This window comes from Bacteroidales bacterium (genome assembly GCA_014860585.1).
Lineage (GTDB): Bacteria > Bacteroidota > Bacteroidia > Bacteroidales > 4484-276 > RZYY01.
In genome coordinates, this window is the sequence record JACZJL010000005.1 from 1 (window position 1) to 26516 (window position 26516).

The 26516-nt window shown below is 42.7% G+C and carries 22 protein-coding genes; 7 read left to right on the forward strand and 15 right to left on the reverse strand.

From position 1 onward, the window contains the following. Nucleotides 1-758 precede the first annotated feature (758 nt). The 6 genes from IH598_00305 to IH598_00330 all read left to right on the forward strand — a co-directional run bounded on the left by IH598_00305 (nt 759) and on the right by IH598_00330 (nt 6561). Complete coding sequence (locus IH598_00305) at nt 759-1151, forward strand: hypothetical protein (protein ID MBE0636942.1); 393 nt, start codon at nt 759-761, stop codon at nt 1149-1151. A gap of 100 nt (nt 1152-1251) precedes the next feature. Beyond that, entirely contained in the window at nt 1252-2160 is a 909-nt protein-coding gene (locus IH598_00310; GenBank protein MBE0636943.1) for a transposase, read from the forward strand. A 287-nt stretch (nt 2161-2447) separates the two neighbouring features. After that, nucleotides 2448-3944 (forward strand): T9SS type A sorting domain-containing protein, encoded by a 1497-nt coding sequence (locus tag IH598_00315; protein ID MBE0636944.1) that lies wholly within the window; start codon nt 2448-2450, stop codon nt 3942-3944. Nucleotides 3945-3960: 16 nt separating this feature from the next. Further along, nucleotides 3961-4203 carry a hypothetical protein gene (locus IH598_00320; protein ID MBE0636945.1) on the forward strand — a complete coding sequence of 81 codons (243 nt, stop codon included), beginning with the start codon at nt 3961-3963 and terminating at the stop codon, nt 4201-4203. Between the two features lie 34 nt (nt 4204-4237). After that, the gene (locus IH598_00325; GenBank protein MBE0636946.1) at nt 4238-5491 is read left to right on the forward strand and encodes a fibrobacter succinogenes major paralogous domain-containing protein; all 1254 of its coding nucleotides are present in this window, start codon (nt 4238-4240) and stop codon (nt 5489-5491) included. Between the two features lie 77 nt (nt 5492-5568). Beyond that, entirely contained in the window at nt 5569-6561 is a 993-nt protein-coding gene (locus IH598_00330) for a hypothetical protein (protein ID MBE0636947.1), read from the forward strand. Nucleotides 6562-7147: 586 nt separating this feature from the next. Here the strand turns inward: IH598_00330 and IH598_00335 are convergent. The 14 genes from IH598_00335 to IH598_00400 form a co-directional block, all read right to left on the reverse strand. Then, complete coding sequence (locus IH598_00335; GenBank protein ID MBE0636948.1) at nt 7148-8080, reverse strand: HipA domain-containing protein; 933 nt, start codon at nt 8078-8080, stop codon at nt 7148-7150. Next, nucleotides 8077-8391 carry a HipA N-terminal domain-containing protein gene (locus IH598_00340; GenBank protein MBE0636949.1) on the reverse strand — a complete coding sequence of 105 codons (315 nt, stop codon included), beginning with the start codon at nt 8389-8391 and terminating at the stop codon, nt 8077-8079. The genes IH598_00335 and IH598_00340 overlap by 4 nt, the downstream gene beginning before the upstream one ends. Then, a complete protein-coding gene (locus IH598_00345; protein MBE0636950.1) occupies nt 8378-8620 on the reverse strand; it encodes a helix-turn-helix transcriptional regulator in 243 nt (80 codons plus the stop codon). Before IH598_00345 ends, IH598_00340 begins: the two co-directional genes overlap by 14 nt. Before the next feature lie 617 nt (nt 8621-9237). Continuing rightward, complete coding sequence (locus IH598_00350) at nt 9238-11589, reverse strand: T9SS type A sorting domain-containing protein (GenBank protein ID MBE0636951.1); 2352 nt, start codon at nt 11587-11589, stop codon at nt 9238-9240. Nucleotides 11590-11694: 105 nt separating this feature from the next. Beyond that, nucleotides 11695-13287, reverse strand: a complete 1593-nt coding sequence (locus IH598_00355; GenBank protein MBE0636952.1) for a T9SS type A sorting domain-containing protein — start codon at nt 13285-13287, stop codon at nt 11695-11697. A gap of 27 nt (nt 13288-13314) precedes the next feature. Then, a complete protein-coding gene (locus IH598_00360; protein ID MBE0636953.1) occupies nt 13315-15654 on the reverse strand; it encodes a T9SS type A sorting domain-containing protein in 2340 nt (779 codons plus the stop codon). A 135-nt stretch (nt 15655-15789) separates the two neighbouring features. Beyond that, on the reverse strand, nt 15790-16110 hold the full coding sequence (locus IH598_00365) for a hypothetical protein (protein ID MBE0636954.1): 321 nt from the start codon (nt 16108-16110) through the stop codon (nt 15790-15792). Between the two features lie 200 nt (nt 16111-16310). Further along, nucleotides 16311-16517 carry a DUF2892 domain-containing protein gene (locus IH598_00370; protein ID MBE0636955.1) on the reverse strand — a complete coding sequence of 69 codons (207 nt, stop codon included), beginning with the start codon at nt 16515-16517 and terminating at the stop codon, nt 16311-16313. Nucleotides 16518-16597: 80 nt separating this feature from the next. Then, nucleotides 16598-17239, reverse strand: a complete 642-nt coding sequence (locus IH598_00375) for a Crp/Fnr family transcriptional regulator (protein ID MBE0636956.1) — start codon at nt 17237-17239, stop codon at nt 16598-16600. Nucleotides 17240-17362: 123 nt separating this feature from the next. Beyond that, entirely contained in the window at nt 17363-17917 is a 555-nt protein-coding gene (locus IH598_00380) for a manganese efflux pump (protein MBE0636957.1), read from the reverse strand. Between the two features lie 113 nt (nt 17918-18030). Further along, the gene (locus tag IH598_00385; protein MBE0636958.1) at nt 18031-18690 is read right to left on the reverse strand and encodes a lipoprotein signal peptidase; all 660 of its coding nucleotides are present in this window, start codon (nt 18688-18690) and stop codon (nt 18031-18033) included. 116 nt (nt 18691-18806) lie between these two features. Then, a complete protein-coding gene (locus IH598_00390) occupies nt 18807-19229 on the reverse strand; it encodes a TraR/DksA family transcriptional regulator (GenBank protein ID MBE0636959.1) in 423 nt (140 codons plus the stop codon). A 52-nt stretch (nt 19230-19281) separates the two neighbouring features. Then, on the reverse strand, nt 19282-22719 hold the full coding sequence (locus IH598_00395) for an isoleucine--tRNA ligase (protein ID MBE0636960.1): 3438 nt from the start codon (nt 22717-22719) through the stop codon (nt 19282-19284). A 118-nt stretch (nt 22720-22837) separates the two neighbouring features. After that, nucleotides 22838-23359, reverse strand: a complete 522-nt coding sequence (locus tag IH598_00400) for a hypothetical protein (GenBank protein ID MBE0636961.1) — start codon at nt 23357-23359, stop codon at nt 22838-22840. 240 nt (nt 23360-23599) lie between these two features. On the opposite strand from IH598_00400, the gene gap reads away from it, so the two are divergent. Beyond that, on the forward strand, nt 23600-24595 hold the full coding sequence (gap, locus tag IH598_00405) for a type I glyceraldehyde-3-phosphate dehydrogenase (protein ID MBE0636962.1): 996 nt from the start codon (nt 23600-23602) through the stop codon (nt 24593-24595). A gap of 56 nt (nt 24596-24651) precedes the next feature. Here the strand turns inward: gap and IH598_00410 are convergent, their stop codons facing one another. Next, on the reverse strand, nt 24652-26469 hold the full coding sequence (locus tag IH598_00410; GenBank protein ID MBE0636963.1) for a sulfatase-like hydrolase/transferase: 1818 nt from the start codon (nt 26467-26469) through the stop codon (nt 24652-24654). Nucleotides 26470-26516: the final 47 nt, after the last annotated feature.

Genomic DNA, 26516 nt, shown 5'->3' on the forward strand with positions numbered 1-26516 from the left:
CGCAGTTGCATGCTTGGTGGGTGTTTGATTCGATTCACGGGGTGAATCAGACAATTTAGCGATTACCTTCCCCCAACTCGGGATACCATTGCATGACTGGCAGAAACAGATTTGCCTCAGGCTGGAGCTTAAGCGCAATGCCGGGAAAATTGTCTTTCCAAAACCTTGATGCAAAGATCAATAAGGTAATAAGGTTTTGTTTTTCAATTGAATACATCCTGTCTACTAAGGTTGGGTTTTTGGATAAGGTTTTCCTTCTCCGGAAAATCAACCTTCAAATGATGAAAACCTTATTTTCCTTCTCCAACCTTAGTAGAATTGAGTAACCATCGGGAAATCAACCTTATTCACCTTATTTCCAGGGTTAAATACTGAGAATTTTCTAATGAAGAGCATTCACCCCGTGAATGGCTTGCAAAGCCCACCGCAGTTGAAATTTTGGTGGGTGTTTGATTCGATTCTCGGGGTGAATCAGGCAATTTAGCGATCACATCGCTTTGAGCGATACAATCGCATAGCTGAACTCAAACCTGAACCGAGCGCTTGCCAACCCTCCGGGAGTCATCCGGGAACTATTTTTAAATCACAGTTAACCAACTACATAGCATGGATTTTCTTTCTGATTAATTCTCCTTTTTTTGTAAACGTTGTCAGGGGAGTAATTTTAATTTATTGATTTTTAACAAAAAAAATCAGGTTATTTCTTTTTTTGAGGTGCTAAGCGTATCTTTGCTTTATAAAAAAAAGCAAAAGATGCCATGAAACGTAAATTAAAAGCAGAGCCAAATCCGTTAGAGATTTTAGATCAGCTTTCCAAGATGTTGATCTCGGCGCACATTTTAAAGGACTTTCAAATGGAAGGAGTAAATGAGTTGAAAGACTCCTGGCAGATCGTACTTAGAGAAAAGCCTGATCGAATTCCTGAAGAGCTCAAGGGACTTCCAGAAGAAGAAGTTGTGTTTGATGGGAACTGTAATCCGATAGAGGTGCTCAGCCATTCCTTTGTACTCAAGCCGGTTTACCTGCTGATTTATCGAAGACGGTGGAAGCGAAGTAACACCGACAAACACTTCAGCAATCAATATGATTTTCAGATGAAAGGATTGAAAATTGTTCCCGAACTGGGTATTTTTTTAAAAGAAGAAAATTGAAGATCACCCTGTAAACATCAGCACCATTGCCCGGGTTTGGGACATAAAACCCAAGACGCTTTACGGATGGTATCGCAACCACCTGAGTGGATTTGACCAGGTGGTTACTGATGGCAGCTGGGGTTCATGCAAGATTGAGTCGGTTGATCAGCAAACCGGAGAGGTCACTCAAAAACCGGTTTACATTGTCAAGGCAGAAAACGTAGGCCAGGTGATGGCCATAGACGATAAGCAGATCGGAAGAGATATGTTCACCATCATGTCCAATCAACAAACCGGCAAGATAGCCCTGCTCGTTGAAAGTCTCAAGGTGGATGAACTCAAAGAGGCTGCTGCGCATTTGGGCACTGCCGTAGAAAAAGTAAAAACAATCAGCAGCGATATGAGCCCTTCATACCTGAGATTTAATCGTGACATTTTCACCAACAGTCAACAGGTGGTAGACAAGTTCCATGTCATCCGTCATGTGCTTGATGCCGTTCAGGCTGTGCGTATAAGAATAAAGAATAACCTTCTGGCAACACTGCCAAAGCGAAGAAAAACACAAAGTGCAATCTCCCAAACCGACCATCAGGTGCTAAGCGATCTGGAACTGCTTAAACGAACTCAATACCTGCTTACACAAAATCAGAACAAATGGAATTATGATCAACAAAGCCTGATGCAAGAACTTTTCACACGATTCCCCGAAATCAAAATAGCCTACATGATTAGTCAGGAATTTATCAAATGGTACAATAAATCCAATGGCCGATTACATCGTATTATCATCGAAACCAAACTCTTTGAATGGTATGAAAAAGTTGAAGAAAGCTATATCAAAGAACTCATCTCTGTGGCAAACCTGATCGATCGCCATGAGGAACTAATCATCAACTATTTCCAAAAAGGAATAACCAATGCAAAAGCAGAAAGAATCAACGGTCAAATCCAACAATTCATCTCCCAAAACTATGGAATCAGAGACAAAGAATTCGTACTATACCGAATCTCTAAATACTTCTCTTAGCACCTCAAAAAAAGAAATAACCAAAAATCACCAGTCACATGAATTTACCGTTATGTTTGCTATCTTAAACGATGATTCGCAATTCTTAAAAAAATGGATTCAATTTACAGTATTTCAAATCTACAGTTCATCTGGTACATATTCGGGGTAATTACAAACAGTTAAACCTGGTTTTTTCAGGTAAAACCGTTTTTTTTTATCCAATCTCCCACTTTTTACTGGCTATAGAAAAGATATTCAATTTGATATTGGAGTTGCTAAATTATTAATTACCAAATTTTTATCCTATGAAAATTAAAAAATGTACACTGTTGATGGTGTTTGTGACTTCGTTTTTAATGGTTTCAGCGCAGGGGGTAAGCGTTGAGCCGAATACAAACATTAAGGTACTTGCGGGTACCACACTGAAGGTTGCAGGTGGCGACCTGCTTTTAAAATCGGATGCCACCGGCGATGCAACGGTAATTGCCTTTGGCTCGGTGACCCATGGCGCCGGCGGCAAAGCCATTGTGCAACGGTACATGCCCGGCGATGCAAATGCCTGGCACATGATCAGCGCACCGGTAAACGCCATGGCCATTACAGCCAGCGACTGGGCGCCTGATACCGATGAAGACCTCTACCTCTGGTACGAGCCATCACCGGGAATCTGGGTAAACTTTAAAAACCAATCTTCGGGCAACAGCGGCGATCTGCCCTATTTTGATGTGGCAAATGGCGGCAATAATTTTAACACAGGGCAAGGCTACATTGCCAACTACCACACCGCCGACCTCACCAAAAATTTCGAGAGCAGCGGGCTGAACACCGGCGACATCGACATCACCCTGAACAAAAGCGGGATTAAAAGCTGGGATTGGAGCGCAGGCCTGAACCTGATCGGAAATCCTTATGCCTCAGGACTTGACTGGAGTGAAGTAGTCAAAGAAGGTATTGTCAGCGAAGTGTGGGCACAGGTTTATAATGCCAACAAAGACGGCGGTGCAGGCTACGAGCCCGTAAACGGACCCATCGCCTCCGGGCAGGGCTTCTTCGTTCAGGCGGTTAACAATGAAGGGGTGCTGGCGTTACAGCCCTCACAGCAGGTGCATGCCACTACCCAAAATTTCATGAAACAGGGAGAAGATAAATTGATATTGCGTCTGGCAGGGGGAGCATACTTTGACGAAACAACGATTTTGCTCAACGAAGCCTCGGCGCCGGAACATGATTTTTTTGATGCTTCCAAATATTTCAGTTTCGACCCGCAGGTACCGCAGCTTTATTCACTGGCCACCGATGGCTGGAATCTGGCAATCAACTCGATGGATGCCATATCGGAAGCCACGGTTGTTCCGCTCTCCATAAAAGTGGAGGGAAGCAGCATCATGTCTGTTCAACTCACCGAAACAGAAGGCACATTTGAGGGGCAGGAAATCATCTTGCACGATGTCCTCACCAATACGCTGCACAAACTCAGTGAAGAGCCCACCTACAACTTCATGGCAAATGCCGGTGACAACCCCGACCGCTTTTTGTTGAAGTTTGGGTCGGTGGGCATTGAAGATTTGTCCGGCAATGATGAGCTAAACGCCTGGATGCTATACAACCTGCTCTACATCCTCAATCCCGATACTCCCAAAGCAACGGTTGAGCTTTACAACCTCCAGGGGCAGGTGATTGTGCGCAAAGTGATCGGGCAGGGACTGCAAAGCATCCCTGTAAAGGTTGCCACCGGAATTTACATGGTGGTGATGCGGACTAACCACACGGTGGCCATGCGGAAATTATTTATTCAACAATAACCAAAAAAGAAATAGGATGAAAACAATACTAAAATTTGTCACGATAGCTGTGTTCTTCATGATGTTACATTGCGGATTGGATGCCTTTGGGCAGAATCCGCCACCACCGCCCCCGGGTGGCGGTGGCGCAGGTGGCGCCGGCAATGTGCCCGGCGGCGGTACACCAATAGGGAGTGGTATAACCATTATGTTACTCCTGGGTGCAGCATACGGAAGCAACAAACTTTTACAATTAAACAAAAATGAAAACAACAATTAATATTCAAGTAATCACAAATAAAAATTTTGACAAAATGAAAAATTTCAAACTTTTATTCTTAGCGCTAACTATGTTAGCAAGCTACACCCTAACAGCACAAGTAGCGATCACCACCGATGGCAGCGATCCCGATGGTTCGGCCATGCTGGATGTAAAAAGTACAGATAAGGGAATGCTGCCCCCGCGTATGACTGAAGCCCAGCGCGATGCTATCGAAAGTCCGGCCACAGGTTTAATGATTTACAACACCACCACCAATTCGCTTGATTTTTTTAACACTGTAAAATGGATTTCAATTACCGAAACCGGTATTGTAGCACAAAACCTGCCGCCCGTAGCTTCTAATGTAAGCTTTAGCGGAACTTTAGAAGTAGGCGAAACCCTCACCGGCGACTATACCTACAGCGATGAAGAAGATGATTTGGAAGGTACAAGCACCTTCAAATGGTACCGTGCAGATGATATATCGGGGACAAACCAGGTGGAAATTGGTGGTGCCAACGCACTCACTTACCAGCCTGTTACAGCCGATGCTGAAAAATATATTTCATTCACTGTAATCCCTGTAGCTCAAACTGGAGAAACAACAGGTGAAGCTGTAATATCAAATTACCAGGGCGGGGTTTTCGCTTGTGGTATAAGCCAAATAACCGACATTGATGAAAATGACTACAATACATTGCAAATAGGCACCCAATGCTGGATGAAGGAAAACCTGAATGTGGGTGTAATGATTCATTCCACAACCGGTGGTACAAACAGCGATGGTAAACAAACAGATAACAGCACCTTAGAAAAGTACTGCTATTCTAACAATACTACAAACTGCAATACTTATGGTGGCCTTTACCAGTGGAATGAAATGATGCAATATGTTAATATAGAGGGTGCACAGGGAATATGCCCAGAGGGTTGGCATATTCCAACTGATGGAGAATGGACAGATTTGACAACCTATGTAAGTAACCAGGCGGAGTATTTATGTAATGATAATACTTCATACATTGCTAAAGCATTGTCAGTTGATTTATATTGGTTTAACTCGTCGATAACATGTGCAGTCGGTAATAATATTACTGCAAACAATGCATCCGGCTTTACGGCTATGCCTAGCGGTTATTTCCAAGGTAGCTTCAATCAGATCAATGCAAGGTCTGATATGTGGTCATCAACTGGGACAACCACTGACGCCTATGGTCGTACACTTGCATATAACCTTGACAGCCCACAAAAATACACCCACTCGAAAAGTATAGGGTTGTCTGTTCGGTGTTTAAAGGATAATTAACCTTTTTCTACTTTTTTTCCACGCAAGTCGGTTGGATATTTTTTAAATCAAATTTAAATATTTAGGAATCAGACAAAATGAAAACATTCAAACTATTATTCTTAGCAGTAGCCATGTTAGCAAGCTACACTTTAACGGCCCAGGTAGCCATCACCACCGATGGCAGCGATCCCGATGGCTCAGCCATGCTCGATGTGAAAAGTACCGACAAGGGGTTTTTGCCGCCACGGATGACGCAGGCACAGATAGAAGCTATTGCCACACCAGCCAATGGCCTGATTGTTTTTAATACAACCGACGAAAAACTCTATGTTTTTATGGAATCGGAAAATGTCTGGAAAGAGATCAATTATGGTACAGGAACGATATCACCGCCATTTGCATGTGGGCAAAACCTCATTGATCCACGCGACAGCAAAAGCTACACAACCGTATTAATTGGCACACAATGCTGGATGGCGCAAAACCTGAATATTGGATTGAGGATAAATGTTAGTGTTGAGCAATCGCAAAACACACCGGCAGAAATAATCGAAAAGTACTGTTACGGCGACAATGAAAGCAACTGCGATACCTACGGGGGGCTGTACCAATGGGCAGAGATGGTACAATACCTGAATGGCGCCACAAACGGTATAAGCTGGGATCCGGTACCAACAGGAAATGTGCAGGGAATTTGTCCCGCAGGCTGGCACTTACCCACCGATGCCGAGTGGACAGCCTTAACCACCTATGTGAGCAGCCAGTCCGGATATTTATGCAACAGCAATACAAGCTTTATAGCCAAAGCCCTGGCTGCCACTACCATTTGGAACAGTTCATCAAACACCTGCGCGGTGGGCAACAACCTTTCAGCTAATAATGCTACCGGTTTTACAGGTCTTCCGGGCGGCTTACGCGTCACCAATGGAACGTTCAACAACCTTGGCATCACCGGCTACTTCTGGAGTTCCTCCGATGGCTCGTCGACGGAAGCCTGGGACCGGTCCCTGGGCTATAGCAGCGCCCTCGTCTTCCGAAACAGCTACGGTAAGGGTTATGGTTTCAGTGTTCGTTGTTTGAGGGATTAATTGACTATTTGACTATTTTATTATTTGCCGCGAAGCGGCCGAAATTTTTTGAATGAAAAACAGGAAACGTTGGGGCGCCCGGAATGTGGTTGGTTTTTTCACTTTACAAACTGTCAGGAGCTGCACACACTGACAGGTTATTGGATTCTAAAACCTTGATGCAAAGATCAATAAGGTAATAAGGTTTTGTTTTTCAATAGAATATATCCTCTCTACTAAGGTTAGGTTTTAGGATAAGGTTTTCCTTCTCCGAAAAATCAACCTTCAAAATTGAAAACCTTATTTTCCTTCTCCAACCTTAGCAACCATCGGGCATTCCAACCTTATTAGAAGAGCATTCACCCCGCGAATGGCTTGTAAATTCCACCGAAGTTGCAGTTTTGGAGGGTATTTGACTCGATTCACGTGGTGAATTGGATACTATTGTAAAAGTCGCATTGAGTAATACTATCGCTAATCCGGTAGGCAGAACCTTCTGAAACAGATTCGTTCAGGCTCCTTAGCCAAAGGCTGTTGAGGACAACATTTCAGCTTAAATCCTGTCTTTTAAGGCAATCCTTGTTTTGAACCGGTTGATCAAAACTATTTAATGGAAACCTAATACAGCGAGGCGTGTTCCCAGCAGTTTGTGGTACTTCACTTTCATTTCATCTGACAGGAAACTGATATCAATCAATTCCTTCCATTTTGGCGCAGCTGAGGAGACTGACCCAAGGACTAGGTCGATACTTTTCGAAGTCAGCCCACATCTTACTTTACCAAAATAGTCGATCAGAATACTGCGGGTCAGGCGTTTCTTTTTCCCTTGCACCGGTAAAGCAATTTCTTCGCCCTGTTTCTTAAATTCAATGGTTGTATTGACCAGATCGTAACATGGCGAGAGCGTTACCTTCCCCTCCCGTGTAATGATAGAGAAATTCTTCAGGTGCATATCTTCGTTGCCGACCAGGAAATTGAAGACCGTAAGTTTAAAAAGTGTCAACTTCTCGATTGCCGGGAAGGTGCAGAAATCATCAATGATAGTCACAACTTTTTCCATATTATAGTCATACTTGGTTTCCCGGCTCATACCAGCCAACTGTGCAAAATCTTCAACAGGGACTTTATCGCTCTGCCCTCTTCTGTCGAATCGCTTGATAAAATAAGTCAACGAATGATCTTTTGACCAGATTAACCCATGTATTGGAACATCCAGGCCGGTTGCAGCGGCAAGTCTCATCGTCAGGTCTTCATTCTGTGGCATTTCGGGATAAAGATGATGCTGGGGTTTGAGAATGTATTTCCCCCTGGTGTCCACAATGTCAAATTTTCCGACTTTAATGTTCAATATAGCGCTCAACTTGGGCTGTACTCCCTGAAGGGACATCTTTGAGGCACGGTTAAATGCCTCTATTCTCTGCTCTTCAGCAGTGTACTCAAGTTCTCTCAGCGCCTTCAATCCGGGTGACAGAAGCCTGAGTCCGGCCTCACTATACAAATCATCTCCACAGGGAGCATATGTGATCGGGCAAATGTTCATTCCGTAATTTCATTAACCGTTACAACTCCTACCATGTCTTCTCCAACAGCCATCAATTGTGAGAAGTAATCGTTTTTATCAATTTTTTTAATCTTCAATAGCCCTTCCAACTGAACTCCTTCGGGCAATAACCCGTCAAAAAATGGAGGAAATTTGTTGAACCTGAAAGATTTCCCCCTGACCGGCATGGTTCGCGAAACTTCAAGACCGTTGTAACCATCCAGATATTCGAACAGGTAATCCTGACCTTTCTCCATTTCGGTAAGGGTTCCGGCTTCGATGCCTTTTACATAAACCTTAGCTCTTCTCATTTTCAGCATTTTGTAAATTGTCCATCAGGGGACTTTTCAGAATTATCTTTATGTTCAACACTTTCAAAATCTTCAAAAGGGTAACAAGCCGGACAGATTCTTTCCCCTTCTCCACATCATAGATCACCGTTTTTCCTACACCTGAAAGATCTGCTAACTGCACCCGGCTTAATTTGGCAGCTTTCCTGTGCATCCTTATGGTTTGTGCAAGTTCTTGTGTCTGTTCCATTTTTTACTTCTATAGCGGCAAAATTAATCATTTTATTTAAAGAACTAACCTATTAGTAAATAATTACCGCCAAAGCAGCAAAATATAATGAAATAACTCCTTAGATTGAGCTAAATACCATGAAATACTGCTAAAGCGGTAAAAATGGGATTTGTTTTGAGTAAGATCAGCAAATTAGAGTCAAAGAGATAGCTTTGGCTCAGGCTGGAACATAATCCAAACGATGGAGGATTTGGAGTCTAAAACACAGATTTAAAGATCAATAAGGTAATCCCAAAGGAATCCTCCAAAGGAGTCCTTCGGACCCTTGGGATAAGGTTGGCTTTTTAAAATCATGCTCTCTACTAAGGTTTTTTTAGAAAAAGGTTTTCTTTCACCGAAAAATGACCTTCAAAAGATGAAAACCTTATTTTCATCCTCAAACCTTAGTAGAATTTAGCAGCCATCGGGCATTCCAACCTTATTTCCTTATTTTCAGGGCAAAACGCTGCTAATAATTAAAAAATGAGCATTCACCCCGCAAATGGCTTGTAAATTTCACCACCGTTAATCGTTTGGCGGGTATTTGATTCGATTCACGGGGTGAATAAGATGATAGAGCGATGCTATCGCTTTGCTTAGTTTGCTATTATCCTGATTGATTTTGTCTTATATCCCATGGTCATCCTGCAAACATAAACTCCCGGTTTTACCTTAAGTCCCCGACTGTCAATTCCATCCCAGACAACAGCAGAAGCACCTGCCTCATATCGTTGACTGCCAAAATCACGAATAATTTTCCCGTTGATATCATAAATGGCAAGGTGAACAAGCCCGGGCTCAGCTATTGAGAAATTTACTGAAGTAAAATCGGTAAAGGGGTTTGGATAATTTTCGATGAACAATTCCGGTTCAACTGCAGCAATAGCAAGTTCCACACCGACAGTTGTTGTAACCACATACAGCACAGCAATTCCCCTGCTGGCACAACTGATCCAAAGTTCATAACCGTCATCCACAAGTTTTACTTCAATATCATAAATCTGGGCGTGGGGCAATCCTCCTGTTTGCGTTTGGGGAATGATGCCGAAGTTGGTTCCATCGTACCAGCATAATCCATAAGTTGAGGTAGTTGTACTGCCAAAGTTGGCAAACCATAATCGCCCATCTGGGGTTACAACTAGTGGAGTAATGCTTTCCCCCGGGATTTGCGAATTGGACGGTGAGTAAAATTGATAGGCGCCATTGTTGGCATTCACTTTTGCAAGCCCCTGGTTTGTTCCTACCCATGCGTAACCATCGGGCAGCGGAACTACTGTGTTGAGAAAATCACTTTGCGGGTTAAGTTCCGAAAAATCATCTACCACTTTTGAAAAACTGTAAGTTCCATCAGTCCGCAAAGCCTGATAACCGGAACAAGCCCAAATCGTGCCGGGTCTCGTCGGGTCTACCCCGATGTTTGCACCCCAGCCTAAAAAGGGTACATCAATCCAGGAGTTTCCAGACAAGTATTTGAGGTTGTAGTATTCTCCAATGCTCCACAATCGCCCCTGGGAATCTTCCACCACTCCTTCGGAGCGATCGTTGGGATAATTGAGAGAAGTGTAATTGGTCCCATTCCAGGCATGCAGGTAATTAAACATAGGGTTGACGACGATGTGACCATTTGAAGGTCGTGAGTAGATTACTTCCGTGTTATCGGTCGGAAAAGGAAAAGGGAAACCTAAACCGTAATTGAGTTCGTTGTATCCGATCCATCTTGTTCCGTCGAATTTTTGAAACCCACCCACACCCGGGCCCCCATTGCCGGTCATCCATACATTTCCTTCGGCATCAATGCTGATGTCTTCAACCCAGTAATCAATCTGAGAGGAATTAGTAATCCTGTATCGTTGCCATTGACCGGTTAAAACATCCCTTTTGGCAGCGCCACCAATTCCAGTTGTCCAAATGTTTCCATTATCATCCAGATCAACGGCGTAAGTATAAGCCCCATCTTTCCAGGCGCCTTTGCTTGTCCATGAAACGCCGTTAAAATGCCAAACTTCGCTGTTGCCGTCAACAAGCAAAGCGTTTTGGTTTCCATAGGCTTTGAAGGCCCATATTTCGTTAAGAACTGAGGATACAGGCGGCTGGACCGGAGTTTGCCACTGACCGTTCTGGGTTTGATAATCGAGAAAGTAAAATGGAGCGATAGAGTTGAATCGTATCATCCACAAATTGTTTTGATCATCAACGCAATTATGCCCCGGCGATTTAACAAGCTCGCCCGGATTATAATCGAAAGTAAACAGCGTAAATAGCTGGGCATTACTATCAAAAGCAATTACTCCGCCGGAAGCAGAAACCCAGACAGTATATCCGCCGCCTGGCTTTTCCTGTATCGAAACATTATCGCAATTCGAAATAGTACCTGGCCAGTTATTTGAAGTGCTGCCGTAACCCCAATATCGCCACTGGTTAGTAGAAGGATTGTAATTGACGAGTCCTCCATTTCCCCATGTTACCGAAACAACGGCAATCCACAACGACCCATCAGGAGCCATGGCAATTTCACGGCTGCGGCCACCCGGATGAACAGAATTGCCGGCGCCCCAAAATTCAAAAGAGTCTGGTCCAATGGAAGGATCAAATTTTAACAATCCCCGCCAGTGCGCCATCCAAAGCACCCCATTGGCATCTTCAACAATATCGCTGATGCGTGAAGCCCCCACATCATTAATGTCCCCTATAACAGGATAATCAATATTCGAGTAGTTAATCCATCGGTTTTCAGTTTGCACGTACTTAGCAAAACCACCTTCCTCCCACCCGGGAGTGTAGCCTGCAATGTATGGATTACCATCATGATCGATCCAAATGGCTTCCACATAATCGCCTTGTATGCCCGTGTTGCCGGTATTGTAATAGCGCCAGGAATATTGCTGCGACATCAGGGTTCCTGAGCACATGCTCAAAAAGATCGCCATTGACAGAAAATGTTGTTTCATAGTGACTACTTATAATTTTGATAAGATAACTTTAAGACCTGTAAATTAAGATACGATTAAAATTTTAAAAAGTATGATTTGATGCGTGGCCATTGGATTTGATTCTCACTTTATTAAGACCATTTTTTTAAATTCACGGAAATTATCAGTCTCTATTGAGTAAAAGTATGTTCCGCTTAATAGATTGCGGGCTATACCGGAATAACTGCTCGCATTGAATTCAACATTATGGGAACCAGCTGGTTTTTCTTCATTAACAAGTGTTGCTAACTCATTTCCAAGCACATCGTAAACTTTCAGTGTAACTAGGCCTGACACCGGCAATTGATAGCTGATCGTTGTGTTTTGATAAAAAGGATTTGGATAACTCTGCTCAAGGTTAAACTTTTCGGGAACTTCAAGTGATGATTCAGCAATCCCGGTAGGTAATGCCTGGGAATATTTTAAGACCGAATAATAAAACTGACCAACTGCATACAAACTCATATCACTACCCAGTGAAAGTCCCTTGCCAACGCCCGCATATAGATTTACGTCAGCAACCCATGGATTACTTCCATCAGAATCATACCTTACAGTTTCCAATCCATGATAAGTAGTTGAGCCGGAAACCATTCCTATATTTCCGGTAACATAAATTTCGTCCTGTGGTCCGATAAGAGTGAAGTTGGGGAATTCTTCCCATAGAGAATTTAGCTTAAATCTGTTGTACCAAAGGAGATTACCCTCCAGATCAAACTTTGCAGTGAGCCAACCTACGAAGAACTCACCCGGGAATGCACCAAATCCGGTGATGATTATATTTGATTGTGAGTCAATATTTAACAGTCTGCCATATTCGGCATTACCAAAGTCATAGAACTTTTGCCAAAGCAGATTACCAGAATAGTCGTATTTTATTAATCTGATATCATTGTTCGTTCCAGTGTTAACATCATAATATGAGCCCGTTACGAAAACTCCACCGCTACCATCAACCTTAATGCCTTGTCCGGCTGCTCCCGGTTCCTCCCGTACCCATTGACGTTCACCTTCACTATTGTACATTACGGTAATCAATCCTCCGCTATTACCAGTCCCGGTGATAACAAGGTTGCCGGATTGATCCAGGTCCATACCTGTTGGAGTATGAAATCCGCCATTTTGGTCAAATGTATCAAACCACAACTCGGTTCCGTCAGGAGCATATTTGATAGTAACAAAATCGTGGGTTGCTGTGTACTGCCAGTCTCTACCCGTAACAAAAATATTTCCTGAATTATCGATGATGGAACGGACTGTAAATGCCCAGGTTCCCGAAATCAATTTATCCCAAAGTAAGTTTCCGTTAGTGTCATACTTTAGGGTAAGAAGGCCAACCTGAACTGGGTTGCTGCTATACGAGCGAGGGAAGCCTGTCACAATAACATTTCCGGATGGGTCTACCGAAAGCCAGGTGGCGTTCACACCCAGGTCTGGTATCGAGTAAAATCTTTCCCAAATCAAATTACCGTTTGTGTCGAATTTGGTAGTTATAATTTTTGTATGATCACCTGCATGCCCTGTTACAACTATCTTATCATTCTGATCAATGCCTATCATAGTTCCAACCGGGAAACCATCGAAGTTATTTAACACCCATTCTGTTGTAACCTGCTGAGCATTAGTAAAATTAACGAAAAGAATCAGTATTATTAAGGCATTGAATATTTTCTTCATTTTAAAAATCTTTAATTAATTCAATTTTTACTTCAATAAAATCATTTTTCTGGTTTCAGAAAATGAAGTAGAAAGTCCGGTTTTGCTTTGCAAATCTGCGACAGACAATGTGTAAAAATAAATTCCACCTGCAAGCCCGGATGCATCAAAAGTGACTTGATATTCCCCGGCAGGTTTTGCTTCTTCAAGCAAAGAAGCAACTTCATTACCAACAATATCAAATACCTTAATCGAGACGAATGCTTGCGCAGAATTTGAAAAAGAAATTGTTGTTGTTGGTTTGAATGGATTTGGATAGTTCTGTGAAAGCCTGAAACCTGCTGGTATTTCTTTTTCATTACGAATGCTCGTAGTTCCGTCTTTAACTGTTAAAACGGCAATTCCTCTCCCCAGGCAGCTCATCCATAATTCGTAACCTCCGGTTATTTCCTTTACTTCAAGGTCTTTGATGTTGCTGTTAGGCAAACCGCCCCATTGTGGTAATCCACCAGGCGAAGACGGAAAAATTTCAACATTTTCTCCATCATACCATAATAAGCCTGATTCATTTGATGGGTACTCGGAATCATATAGCATCCAAAGGCGTCCGTCGGGCGTGATTGTTAAAGGACGTACATGCTCACCGGGAAATGGCCAGCCCTCATCGTACGACCAGGTTTGATATACACCAGTATTTGGGTCAAGACGGATCAAAGTGCTGCCGGTGCTTGTGAATTGCGACCAGGTTCCAACCCATACAATGCCATTATCTTCGATGGCTAATCCGGTAAACCAGGCAGCAGAACCAGGAAAATCCTCTATGGCACGCGTGAATGAAGTAATTCCATCAGTACGCAAAATCTCATTATCTGTCATTGCCCATATTGTTCCCGGCAAAATTGGATCAGTTATTATTTTACGCCCCCAACCAATGATAGGAACAGTAATCCATTCAGGCACACTTTCATCATAATATCTTACATTATAATACTCGCCAAGGCTCCACAATCTGCCTTGCGAGTCTTCGACAAAGCCTTTGGAGTCTGTCATCAAATCTTCCAGGGCTATGTAATTATTGCCGTCCCAGGCATGTATTCCATGAAAAGTCGGATTGAACACCACATCGTCATTTGATGGCCTGCTGTAAATGGCTTGGGTATTATCTGCCTGGTAAGGAAAAGGATAGCCCAAACCATAAGTAAAATCGTTAAAACCCGTCCATTTTTCACCATCAAATTTCTGAAAACCACCGACACCAGTTCCGGCATTTCCGGTAAACCATACATTTCCTTCATTATCAATAGAAAGGTCTTCAACAAAATAATCAATCTGTGATGTGTTTGTTATCCGGTAACGTTGCCAGCTTCCGGTTTCAGCATCGCGTCTTGCTGCACCTCCAACTCCACAAACCCATACATTTCCCTGATTATCCGCATCAATCGAAAGATTAAAATCACCCTGCCGCCAGGTTCCAAAGTTTTCCCAGGAAGTGCCGTCAAACATCCAGGATTCTCCGTTTGTGAGCACTAAAACAGCTTTCCCATTTCCAAAAGCCTTGAACGAATCAATGTAAAAACTAACATTTTCGTAAGGAGGCGTAGGATAAACCCACACGCCATCAGGTCGCTGGTATTCGAGGGTTTCCCAGTCACCATTGGATCGCATTCGAACTGCCCAGAAGTTTCCCACATCGTCAACACAGTCTTTTCCGGGTAATCCGGCCACATCTCCAATAGCTGAAGGCAAATAGTCGGTTGTTTGGTTTGTTGTGCTGTTATAAACGAAAACCTGCCCGTAATAAATATCTGCCGACCACACCAGATAACTGCCGTCTGGTTTAGGCTGCACCGCAATCCTTAAATTGGCTCCCGGCCAGTAAGTCCATTCGCCGCTTGAAGGTTTGTACCGAACAAGCCCGCCACTTGAAAACCAAACGGTGCTGTCAGGCGCTACATCAATGTCAGTAGTATAACCCATCAAGACAGAATTTGATGTTCCATAACTTTCGATCGATGAAACACCAACCTGTGGATCGAATTTAATTGCCCCGGTAAAATTTCCCATCCATAGGTTTTTATTAAAATCTTCGACGATGTCCAGTATTTGAACATCGCCATTGTCGAATGACCCTAAAACCGGGTAATCAACATTTGAATAGTTTACCCATTTGTTTGCGGTATGATCGAACTTTGTAAAGCCACCCTCGCCCCAGTTTCCGGTGTTGGCAGCAATGTAAGGATCACCATTTCCATCAATCCAGAGTGCAGTTGCCTGATCTCCCTGTAAACCTGTGTTCCCGGGACGATAATATCGCCAGGAATATTCTGATGGTTGGCAAAACAAGAGGACGGGAAAAAAGATCAGTAAAGCCAGTGCAGCACTCTTCATTCCATGAGTATTAAGAGATTAATTAAAAAATGCAAAAAATTTATTGCCCGGGATTCAAATGGAAACACAAATGCAATAATGTTGATTTTCTGTAAGTCACAATAAAAATTGGAACACTAACAATCTAAAATGATTTTAGTTCTTTTCAAATGTCAGGAGATCTGTTCCTCCATTGCCGACACTCACATCTTCCAGACGGATTTTCGCTGAGGCTTCCTCGATTACATGCCAGTCGTCATTCAATTCATCAAAGGGTGATGTTGTGCCGAAATTGAGAATAAACTTCTTTTGGCTGTCATCGGTTCCGTTAGCATAACTCCCGGTGACTACCGAACTGCCTTTGGTGGCTGTCATTGTCCCGTTGTTAAAAGTAAAAATGTAATCGGTGAAATGATAGGTTTCGTCCGTGCCGCTATCGTTATACGTTGTAATTCTCCAGTTTCCATTTTGAACGATAGCTGAAACATCCGGTTTTGACGAATCATCGTCTTTTTTACAAGAGGTTATTGTAAAAGATAGAACACCGAAAAGTACGATTGCTAAAATGATTTTTTTCATAGAAGTAAAGTTTTAAGTTTAGATTAATGATTTGAAGAGACTGGCCGGTGTTGTTGAAGGCTGTCCTCTCTGATTTGATTATAATTTGCTGATGAATGCTATTTTTTTGCCTTGCTGGTTGAAATACCAACCAGCGTATATAACGGACAAAAACCCACCATGCTTGTCAGCAAGAAAACGGCTGCAAGCACAAGCAAAGTGACACCGAAAGTGCCCGAAAACAATTCAGCGAAATAAAGGACTGCGAATAATAAAGCTAAAATCAGTCTGATAGATTTATCCAATGAACCCATGTTTTTTGTCATATTTCTAAATTTTAAAAAAGTTAATTATTAAAAATCAGGACAAAAGTACTGGGCTCTACTGCTCTGTGCAGTGACTAAAGTCACCCGACCGTTAAAATCTCTATCTGGTCTCGATGCTGCCTGACTAAATTTTGACTTTCAAATTTCTTAATAAGCCGGCTGACAACCTCCCTGGCCGTACCCAACTCATTCGCAATTTCTTTATGGGAAATTCTTACCGGGTTTTTGCCTGTGATTTTCACTTTTTGCACCAGGTAGTCCATAAGCCGTTTGTCAAGCTTAAAATAAAGCATTCGATTGATGGCATCAATCAGTTCGCCATACCTGAGGTCGTATTGCTGATAAAATAGCAGGTTGATAGCCGGCATGGTTGTAACCCATTTTACAACTTTATCCGAAGGCAATAACAGCAAGGTACTGTCTTCCTCGGTAATTGCGAATATTCTGCTCGTTTCGTTTTTGAGGCTTGAGGCAAACGATACGATGCAACTTTGTTCGGCTTTCATATAGTAAAGCAAAAGCTCTTTATCTTCAATTTGTGTAAAGACCTTAACCAGCCCTTTTAAGACAATAGGAATCACTTTAACGTGCTGGCCTTCGGTAATCAGCGTGGTGTTTGCCTTAAAGTGCCCTACGGTTGAAACTTCAAGGATTTCAGCAATGAGATCTGTCCCCAGGAAATAGAATTTGCTTTTGAAGAATTGAATTTCTGTCAAAGTCATAGTGCTTTAATTTACACAATTGCAGGCAGTTTTCGCAGTCATCAAAGATATGACAAAAAACAATCTCAGGTTAAGTTGTCTTTCATAAATTACCTGTTTTAGGAATTCCGGAAGTGAAGTTGATCAGAGCAGATGATCAATCAGAATTTTCAAGCCAATACCAAATAATATCAGACCCCCTATAAATTCGACTTTCCTTCCGAATTTCCCATTCACATTTTTGCCTACCAACATCCCTATCATCGATGCAAGGAAAGTAACAAAACCAATGATCATTATAGCCATGTAGATGTTGGTTTCGATAAAGGCAAGGCTAACTCCGACAACCAAGGCATCAATGCTTGTTGCTATGGCCATGGCTAAAAGGAAAGAAAACACCAGGGGGTTGTATTTTTTCTCTTCCCCCTGCTTAAAAGATTCAACCATCATTTTAGTCCCAAGTGATGCAAGTAGTCCAAAAGCAATCCAATGATCATAAAAACTGATGTACCTCGTAACCTGCATCCCAGCAAGCCATCCTAAAAACGGAAGCAAAGCCTGAAAAAATGCCAAAACCTGTGCGATCCTTATACCTTGTCTGAATTTAATCCGTTCGATGGTCAACCCTGTAGAAATGGAAACAGCAAAAGTATCAACAGATAAACCTACTGCTATGAGCAACATTTCAAAATACAGCATGAAAATCATTTTAAAAATTTAAGCGAATTTCTATTTTCTCAAAAAAAGCAGACGTAAACCACTATATAAGCGCAAATTAATCTTCCAAGATCAGGTATGAAACAAATGGATGATCACTCCTCAGTTGTTTCAATGGTTGCTATATCCCCATTAACTACTTCCTCATCATCTTTTTTATGGTTTGGGAAAAACTTCCTCTGGAAAAGGATCAGGATAAAAACTCCAATCGTGATCGATGAATCGGCAATGTTGAATACCGGCCGGAAGAAGATAAAATCCTCCCCACCCCATAAAGGAAACCAGTCAGGATAATGCCCCTGGATGATCGGAAAATACAGCATGTCCACCACTTTCCCATGTAAAAATGTAGCGTAGCCTCCGATTTCAGGAAGGAGTGTGGCAACTGTATGATAAGAGGAGTTGCTAAAAATGAGCCCGTAAAAAGCGCTGTCGAGGATATTACCAATTGCGCCTGCCAGGATCAGCGAGATGCTCACAGTTAATCCGGTGTGTGCTTTCTGCCGGTTCAGGTTGTAGAGGTAATAACCAATAGCCGCAATAGCTAAAATACGGAACATGCTGAGGGCAAGTTTCCCAAATTCACCACCGAAAGTCAGGCCAAAGGCCATTCCTTCATTTTCGGTAAAATGAATGATAAACCAGTTGCTGATGATATTAAATTCCTGTCCGAGGGTCATATTGGTTTTAATCCAGAACTTGAGTGACTGGTCCAAAATCAGGACAATGCCTATTAAAAACAGAGATTTCTTCAATGTTTTAAAAATTTAGTGATCGCTAATGACCAATTAAAAACCGGCAATCCTGGATCGGTGAAAGGATTGCCGGAAATAATCTGATTTAATTCCAAAATAATCTGGAGATGCTGCACTTACTTTCTGGGTGAATATTGCTGCAGTTTAGCCTCCATGCTCAGTGTAGCATGAGGAACGCTTCTTAACCTTTCGGCTGAGATCAGCTTTCCAGTAGCACGACAGATGCCATAACTTCCGTTTTCGATCCGGATGAGGGCATTTTCGAGGTTCGATATAAACTTCTGCTGACGTGCAGCAAGCCGGCTGTTTTCCTCCTTCGATAGCACATTGTATCCCTCTTCGAGCACCTTGAAAGTGGGTGAAGTATCGTTGGTGTCATGTTCGTTGTTGTTGCTGTATGCCTCAGTCAGCAGCGCGAGATCGGCGCGGGCCTTGGCAAGTTTTTCCAAAATAATCTGCCTGAACTCTTCAAGTTCCTCCTGGTTGTAGCGGTTTTTGATAACATCCGGAGCATTGTTATCCACTCTGTTGTTCGCCATAATTCTCTGTTTTTAAGATGAATACTCCTTATTAATATATTTTTATTCTATGCTAAACGGCTTTTTCCACCAAAACGTTTGTCCTGATTTCATCTCCCAATTCAACCTCAACGCTTGAATGGTTATTTATCGTCTCGACAAGGTCGAGTGACAAGGCTAAAGTTTCGGAGCAAATATAGTTGAAATTCTTTTTGATGGCATTTAAAATTTGATTATTCGTTTCTATTTTGAGGTAAATCTTGTCGGTAACCTCAAAATTCTGGTCTTTTCTAACGTTCTGAATGCGGTTAACCAGCTCACGAGCAATGCCTTCATCATGAAGTTCTTCGGTGATGGTGATATCGAGTGCAACGGTCAGGTTCCCATCCGATGCCATCAACCATCCAGGAATATCCTGCGTACTGATCTCAACGTCTGAAACCAGGATTTCGATATCCTCACCATCAATATTCAGGTGATAATTCCCATTCTTTTCCAGGTCAGCGATCTGTGCATTGGTGAATTCCGAAAGGATGACGGCCAGTTTTTTCATCTGCTTGCCATACCTGGGGCCAAGTGCTTTAAAGTTCGCTTTGATTTTTTTGACCAGCATCCCGGAGTCATCGCTCATAAATTCGAGATCCTTCACATTGACCTCAGCCAGGACAAGTTTTTCGATGGCCTGAACCTGTGACTTGAAATGGTCACTCAGCACCGGGATCATAATTTTGTTCAAAGGTTGACGTACCTTGATTTTTGAGCCTTTGCGCAAGGAGAGCACCATGGAGGTGATTTTCTGCGCCAGCTCCATTTTTTCTTCCAGGTCTTTATCAATCCATCTTTGGTCAGGTTTTACCATGTCCATGATATGCACCGATTCCAAACTATACCGACGGGTCACATTGTTAAGATCAAGGAAAAGGCGGTCGGCAAAGAATGGTGCAATGGGTGAAATCATCACTGCCAGCGATTCGAGGCAGCGATACAGGGTTTGGTAGGCGGAGATTTTATCTGTCGAAAGCTCGCCTTTCCAGAAACGCCGTCTTGAGAGGCGCACATACCAGTTGCTGAGTTTGTAATCAACAAATTGCGAAATGGCACGTCCTGCACGGGTTGGCTCAAAGTCGTCAAAGGCTTCGTCAACCAGTAAGATCAGTGTGTTCAGTTCGGATAGTATCCAGCGGTCCAGTTCAGGACGCTGAGACATCAGGATTTCTTCCTGGTCGTAGGTAAAGCCGTCAATGTTGGCATAGAGGGCAAAGAAGGCGTAAGTATTGTAAAGTGTTCCGAAAAATTTACGTTGCACTTCGACAATTCCTTCGGTATCAAATTTCAGGTTGTCCCATGGTTGAGCATTCGTGATCATATACCACCGTGTGGCATCAGCACCGAATTTGGCAATCGTCTCAAATGGATCGACGGCGTTGCCAAGTCGTTTTGACATTTTGTTACCGTTTTTATCCAGTACAAGCCCGTTGGAAACACAGGTTTTGTATGCCACCGAGTCAAACACCATGGTTGCAATGGCATGAAGCGTGAAGAACCAGCCCCTTGTCTGGTCCACCCCTTCGGCAATAAAATCGGCTGGGAAATAATCATTCAGGTGGTCGCCCTTTTCAAAAGGATAATGGAATTGAGCATACGGCATAGCGCCCGAATCAAACCAAACATCAATCAGGTCGGGTTCACGGAACATTTTCTGTCCACTTTCTGACACCAGGTATATTTCATCAATGTAAGGACGGTGGAGGTCAAATTTCTCGTAATTTTCGTTGGAGTTGTCTCCGGGAATGTAATGTTCGTAAGGATTGGATTTCATGATTCCAGCCTGAACAGCTTTCTCAATCTCAGTTTTCAATTGTGCCACTGAGCCGATGCAGAGTTGTTCTTTCCGGTCTTCGGTAGTCCAGATGGGCAGCCCAACACCCCAGAAGCGCGACCTCGACAAATTCCAGTCCACCAGGTTTTCGAGCCAGTTGCCAAACCTTCCGGTTCCGGTGGATTTGGGTTTCCAGTTGATGGTGTTATTCAATTCAATCATCCGGTCTTTGAAATCGGTGGTCTTGATGAACCACGAATCAAGCGGGTAATAAAGGATTGGTTTGTCGGTGCGCCAGCAGTGCGGGTAGTTGTGGACGTATTTTTCAATTTTAAAGGCTTTGTTAGCCATTTTTAGCATTACCGAAAGGTCAACATCGAGTACGGGACTCTCGTCAGTAGCTGTCAGGTCAAAATCATTTTTTACATACCTGCCTGCGTATTCACTGTAAAGAGGAACGTTTACAAAATTTTTGACAAAATTTTCATCGAGTTCTTCGATCGGGAAAAAGCGTCCTTTCAGGTCAACCATCGGGCGCTTGCTGCCGATTTTATCAATTAAGACCAAAGGGGTGATTCCTGAACTTTTGGCTGCACGGTCATCATCAGCGCCGAAGGTAGGGGCGATGTGTACCACACCTGTTCCGTCTTCAGTGGTTACAAAATCACCGGTGATTACCCTGAATGCATCTCCGTCAGGCTTGATCCAGGGAATGAGTTGCTCATAACGAATATCTTTGAGTTTACTACCCGTGAACTCGTCAATGATCTCGAAAGGAACCAGTTTATCTCCGGGTTTATAATCATCTGGCGAAACATCTTTTGCCTTTTCATTGAAATAGCTGTTCAGCAGGTCTTTGGCCAGAACAACTGTAACTGGCAGACCTGTATAAGTATTGAAAGTACTGATTTTCAGGTAAGTGATATTTGCACCTACAGCCAGTGCGGTATTTGATGGCAAAGTCCATGGTGTTGTCGTCCAGGCAAGGATCGAAACCTGGTGGGTGTCGGTACCAAAAAGAAATGCTGATTTCTCATCCCTGATCACGGTAAACTGGGCGGTGATCGAAGTATCTTTTACATCACGGTAGCAGCCCGGCTGGTTCAATTCGTGGGTACTCAACCCCGATCCTGCTGCAGGCGAGTAAGGCTGGATGGTGTAACCCTTGTAAAGCAGTCCCTTTTCATAGAGTTTCGAAAGGAGATACCAGACGGTTTCAATGTATTTGTTTTCAAAGGTGATATAGGGGTCATTCAGGTCAACCCAGTAACCCATCTGCAGGGTCAATTCATCCCATAAGTCTTTGTATTTCATTACCTCGGTGCGGCATGAACGGTTGTATTCATCCACCGAGATTTTTTTGCCAATATCATCTTTGGTAATTCCCATGGTTTTTTCAACGGCAATCTCAATCGGCAGTCCGTGGGTGTCCCAGCCTGCTTTGCGGGCAACATGATATCCTTTTAATGTTTTGTAGCGACAGAAAATATCTTTAATTGCACGGGACATCATGTGGTGAATGCCAGGTATTCCGTTGGCCGAAGGGGGGCCTTCGTAAAACACAAAACTTTCGCCGTTCTGGCGGTTTCTCAGACTTTTGTGAAAAATATCATTTGTCTCCCAGTAGGAGCGGATTTCCTTATCAATTTGGGTTAAGCTTAAGTTGCTGTATTCTTTGTACTTCGAATCCATTTGGTTTGTTAATTAGGCCGTTTCAGAAAAATCCGGCAAAACTAACAAAATTTGAATTGGTGGAGCATTTCTTTCACTCCCAAACTGGAGCGGATGGGTTGAGGTTTCCGGCAGTCTTTTATTCCGGTAATCCGGCTATAAAGCTGGGGTTCAGTAAAATATTCTCCAGGATATTGCGTAAGGTCTCCTCCCCTGTATCACGTATAATCTCATTTACCAATCGTCTTTTTTCATCCGGCAGAATTTCGGCCTTGAGCGTTTTTACCAGGTTTTTGTACTGAAATCCTTTTAACTCATCATTCAGTGCATTCAGCACGACATTGAAATCCATTCCCGCTGTCAGGTTTCCTGATTTCCGGGGTGTACCCAAGACCTCAATTTCGGTAATTGAGGCTTCCAGGATTTCCCTTCCCAGCTTTTTGCAACTGTCGAGGTAAGCTGAATGTCCTGTGGTGTCGCGCAAGGACCAACTGTTGTATTCGTATTCCAGCTTTTCTATCTGCTTGATTTTCTGGCTGTCCTCACCGAAAATCCGGGCAAGCAGAATCATGGTATGGGTTTTCCATGCGGTCAGATCAAAATTTTTATGATCAAGTTTTTCAATCTGGTGCTTTAGTAACTCAATTTGTTTTTCAATCATAGCTTTAATTAAAAAAGGAGGTAAAGGTAATGCTTTTAAACGATCATGTGATAAAACTTTCTCATAAATTAAGAGAATTTTAAAGACAATATTATTGATTAATAGGCATTTATAGTCATTTTTTCATTTTTTTATGCTGAAAATAGTACTTCAAAATAACAATTCCTTTCATCATCAGTTAATCAGTAGTGAAATTGTAATTTTGCACCGAAATTAAAAAAAAAGAGATTTATGACAAAAATTAAAATTGGAATTAACGGTTTTGGCCGTATTGGAAGAAACGTTCTGAAACTTGCACTGGAAAGAGATAATATGGAGATTGTCGGAATCAACGACCTCACAAGCACAAAAGTATTGGCTCACCTGCTCAAGTACGACTCCACCCAGGGTAAATTCAACGGAAAAGTTGAATTTGACGAAAACAATATAATTCTCAACGGGAAAAAAGTACCTGTTTTTGCCGAAAGAATGCCCATCAATATTCCCTGGTCTGTAACACCTGACGTTGTCATCGAAGGAACCGGAGTTTTCCGTTCGCGTGAAAGTAACAAAGGGGGCTATGGTGATCACCTGAAAAACGGCGCCAAGAAGGTAATCCTTTGCGTTCCGTCAAAAGACCAGATTGATGCTACCATCGTGCTTGGCGTCAATGATAGCGACCTAAAAGACAGTCATCAGTGTATCTCAAATGCATCCTGCACCACCAACTGTATGGCGCCTGTTGCCAAAGTACTTCACGACAGGTTTGGCATCGAAAATGGATTTATGACCACTATCCACGCCTACACCAACGACCAGGTGATCCTCGATGGACCGCACAGTGATTTGCGTCGTGCCCGTTCGGCAGCATTATCACAAATCCCTACCACAACAGGAGCTGCCAAAGCGGTGGGTAAAGTAATCCCCGAACTCAATGGAAAACTCGACGGTCTGGCCATCCGCGTTCCCACGCCAACAGGCTCACTTGTCGACCTGGTATTGAATCTCAAGGTGGAAGCCACCAAGCAGGAGATCAACGCAGCCATTAAAGAAGCTGCCGAAGGTCCGATGAAAGGTATTTTGGAATATACCGAAGACGAAATTGTGTCGGTCGATATTATTCACAATCCGCACTCCTCAATTTTTGACGCTTCCAGTACTATGGTAAACGGAAAAACAGTGAAAGTGCTTGCATGGTACGACAACGAATGGGGCTACTCAGCACGTGTGGTTGACCTGGTGAATAAGCTTTTCTAATGCATTGAACATAAAAAACTAAACCTGACAGGTTTCGGAAATCTGTCAGGTTTTTTTTACAACCCCAGAAAGTATTTCTGGTAAACGGCAAAAAAAGAAAATGCCTGTTTCTCTGTGAAATCACCGGAAGGGAGTGTCATTAACTGCTTTCCTACATGGTCCCAGATAAATGTTCCTTCAGGTGTGATAAAACCAAAACCATCATTGAATGCATAGTAAGCAAATGGTGTGTCATAGCTGCCAAGAAGGTTCCGGGAAAACCTGAATTCCTGGGCATCCGTTGAAAGTTGATACAACAAGGTTTGTGGAAGATCTGTCTGGCTTCCGATCTGGTCAATAGTGCCAGTTTTCTCCAACACTCCACCGATCCACAACATCGGGATGGAATATTTCTGGGGAGAAAAATAAAGTGAATTCCCCGGATATCGATGACCATGATCGGCAATAAGCACAAACAAAGTGTTTTGATAAACAGGCTTTTGCTTTACATTTTCAAAAAACCATACCAACCAGTGGTCGGTATATTGAATGCTCTTAATAAATTTCTCTTCTTCTGTTTTTACCGGGTAATCAAAATCTTCCGGAATATCAAACGGTTCATGACTACTAAGGGTAAAAATCATTTTGAAAAATGGAGCCCTGGCTGTATCCATTTCTTCAAGAAGTCGCGAAAAAACATACTCATCATGAACACCCCATTTCGATTTGATTTCACTACCCGTAAAGTCCTTTTCGGTAACCATTCTTTGGAATCCTGAATTGGTGAGATAGGCCTGCATATTCGAAAAGCTGGGATCTCCACCATAATAAAAAGCTGAATGATAGCCCAATTCAGCAAGTGAATTTGTTAAAGTGGGCAACTTCGATACCTTAACAGTATTCTTTATAATAGCTTGATGGGATTGTGCAGGGAAACCACTCAAAATTGCCACAAGACCTTTATTGCTTCTGTCGCCTGAAGCATACATATTGGAAAAAAAAAGTCCATCGTTTGCAAGTAAATTGAAGCCTGGTGCAGCATTTGGCACCCCACCGGCCCTTTCAATGATTTTTGAAGTAAACCCCTCAAGCAGTATAAGCACAATGTTTGGGTGCTCACAGTTTAAAATCAATGGAGCCCGGGATTTTTCTTCCATCATCAATCCGAATGTTTTGACTGCGGTTTCATGTGGTATGATGTCGGGATACTTTTTATTCGAATCCCCAGCATTTAACAAACCATAGAAGAAATTCCATGCAGGATTGAGCGCTGCATGATTGCTAAAAACATGATGACTAAAATAAACTTTCGCCGGATTCATTGGGGCAATCCCAAATCCTCCCCGAATGGGAATAATTGCAACCCCTGAAATCAACAGGAATACCAGGGTTTGATAAAATTTTACCGGCTTGAATTCAATTTTTTGAACCAACATCCTGAAAAGCCAGTAAAATCCTGCAAATAATAGGGTTCCCATTAGGATTAAGAAAATGGTTGTTGAAACATTTTGTGAAGCCATCGCCTCAGCAGGAGTTTCCAGGTAAAAGAGTGGTGTTGCATCAATCCTGAATGACCAGTGACGATAAAGTTCCAAATCTGTAACGGTAATAAAAACTAAAACAAATAGCATGATCAGTGTCAGCCATTTAAAAACAATTCTGGTGATCGGTGGGGAAAAGTAAAACACTCCGGTCACTAACGAGGACAGCAATAAAATATAACCGGTTACTGATGCATCCATCCACAAACCGTTAAAAAAAATACCACACCATTCCTTCATCAAAAACGATGAGGCCATCTGATGATGATAGATTAAAAAAGACAACCTGGTGAATGAGAAAAATCCCATCCAGAAAATGCAATACCGCAACAAATAGATTAACCTACTTTTCACAGATGATAAAATTAAGAAGCAAAAAAAACGATTGCCTGTTTGGTATA

Excerpts from the sequence above, each read along its gene's own strand:
- IH598_00305 (MBE0636942.1), top strand. The coding sequence starts at position 759 with ATGAAACGTAAATTAAAAGCAGAGCCAAATCCGTTAGAGATTTTAGAT.
- IH598_00370 (MBE0636955.1), bottom strand. The coding sequence starts at position 16,517 with ATGACAAAAAACATGGGTTCATTGGATAAATCTATCAGACTGATTTTA.
- IH598_00395 (MBE0636960.1), bottom strand. The coding sequence starts at position 22,719 with ATGGATTCGAAGTACAAAGAATACAGCAACTTAAGCTTAACCCAAATT.
- IH598_00335 (MBE0636948.1), bottom strand. The coding sequence starts at position 8,080 with ATGAACATTTGCCCGATCACATATGCTCCCTGTGGAGATGATTTGTAT.
- IH598_00400 (MBE0636961.1), bottom strand. The coding sequence starts at position 23,359 with ATGATTGAAAAACAAATTGAGTTACTAAAGCACCAGATTGAAAAACTT.
- IH598_00355 (MBE0636952.1), bottom strand. The coding sequence starts at position 13,287 with ATGAAGAAAATATTCAATGCCTTAATAATACTGATTCTTTTCGTTAAT.
- IH598_00360 (MBE0636953.1), bottom strand. The coding sequence starts at position 15,654 with ATGAAGAGTGCTGCACTGGCTTTACTGATCTTTTTTCCCGTCCTCTTG.
- IH598_00390 (MBE0636959.1), bottom strand. The coding sequence starts at position 19,229 with ATGGCGAACAACAGAGTGGATAACAATGCTCCGGATGTTATCAAAAAC.
- IH598_00330 (MBE0636947.1), top strand. The coding sequence starts at position 5,569 with ATGAAAACATTCAAACTATTATTCTTAGCAGTAGCCATGTTAGCAAGC.
- IH598_00350 (MBE0636951.1), bottom strand. The coding sequence starts at position 11,589 with ATGAAACAACATTTTCTGTCAATGGCGATCTTTTTGAGCATGTGCTCA.
- IH598_00320 (MBE0636945.1), top strand. The coding sequence starts at position 3,961 with ATGAAAACAATACTAAAATTTGTCACGATAGCTGTGTTCTTCATGATG.
- IH598_00340 (MBE0636949.1), bottom strand. The coding sequence starts at position 8,391 with ATGAGAAGAGCTAAGGTTTATGTAAAAGGCATCGAAGCCGGAACCCTT.
- IH598_00315 (MBE0636944.1), top strand. The coding sequence starts at position 2,448 with ATGAAAATTAAAAAATGTACACTGTTGATGGTGTTTGTGACTTCGTTT.
- IH598_00325 (MBE0636946.1), top strand. The coding sequence starts at position 4,238 with ATGAAAAATTTCAAACTTTTATTCTTAGCGCTAACTATGTTAGCAAGC.
- IH598_00345 (MBE0636950.1), bottom strand. The coding sequence starts at position 8,620 with ATGGAACAGACACAAGAACTTGCACAAACCATAAGGATGCACAGGAAA.
- IH598_00375 (MBE0636956.1), bottom strand. The coding sequence starts at position 17,239 with ATGACTTTGACAGAAATTCAATTCTTCAAAAGCAAATTCTATTTCCTG.
- IH598_00380 (MBE0636957.1), bottom strand. The coding sequence starts at position 17,917 with ATGCTGTATTTTGAAATGTTGCTCATAGCAGTAGGTTTATCTGTTGAT.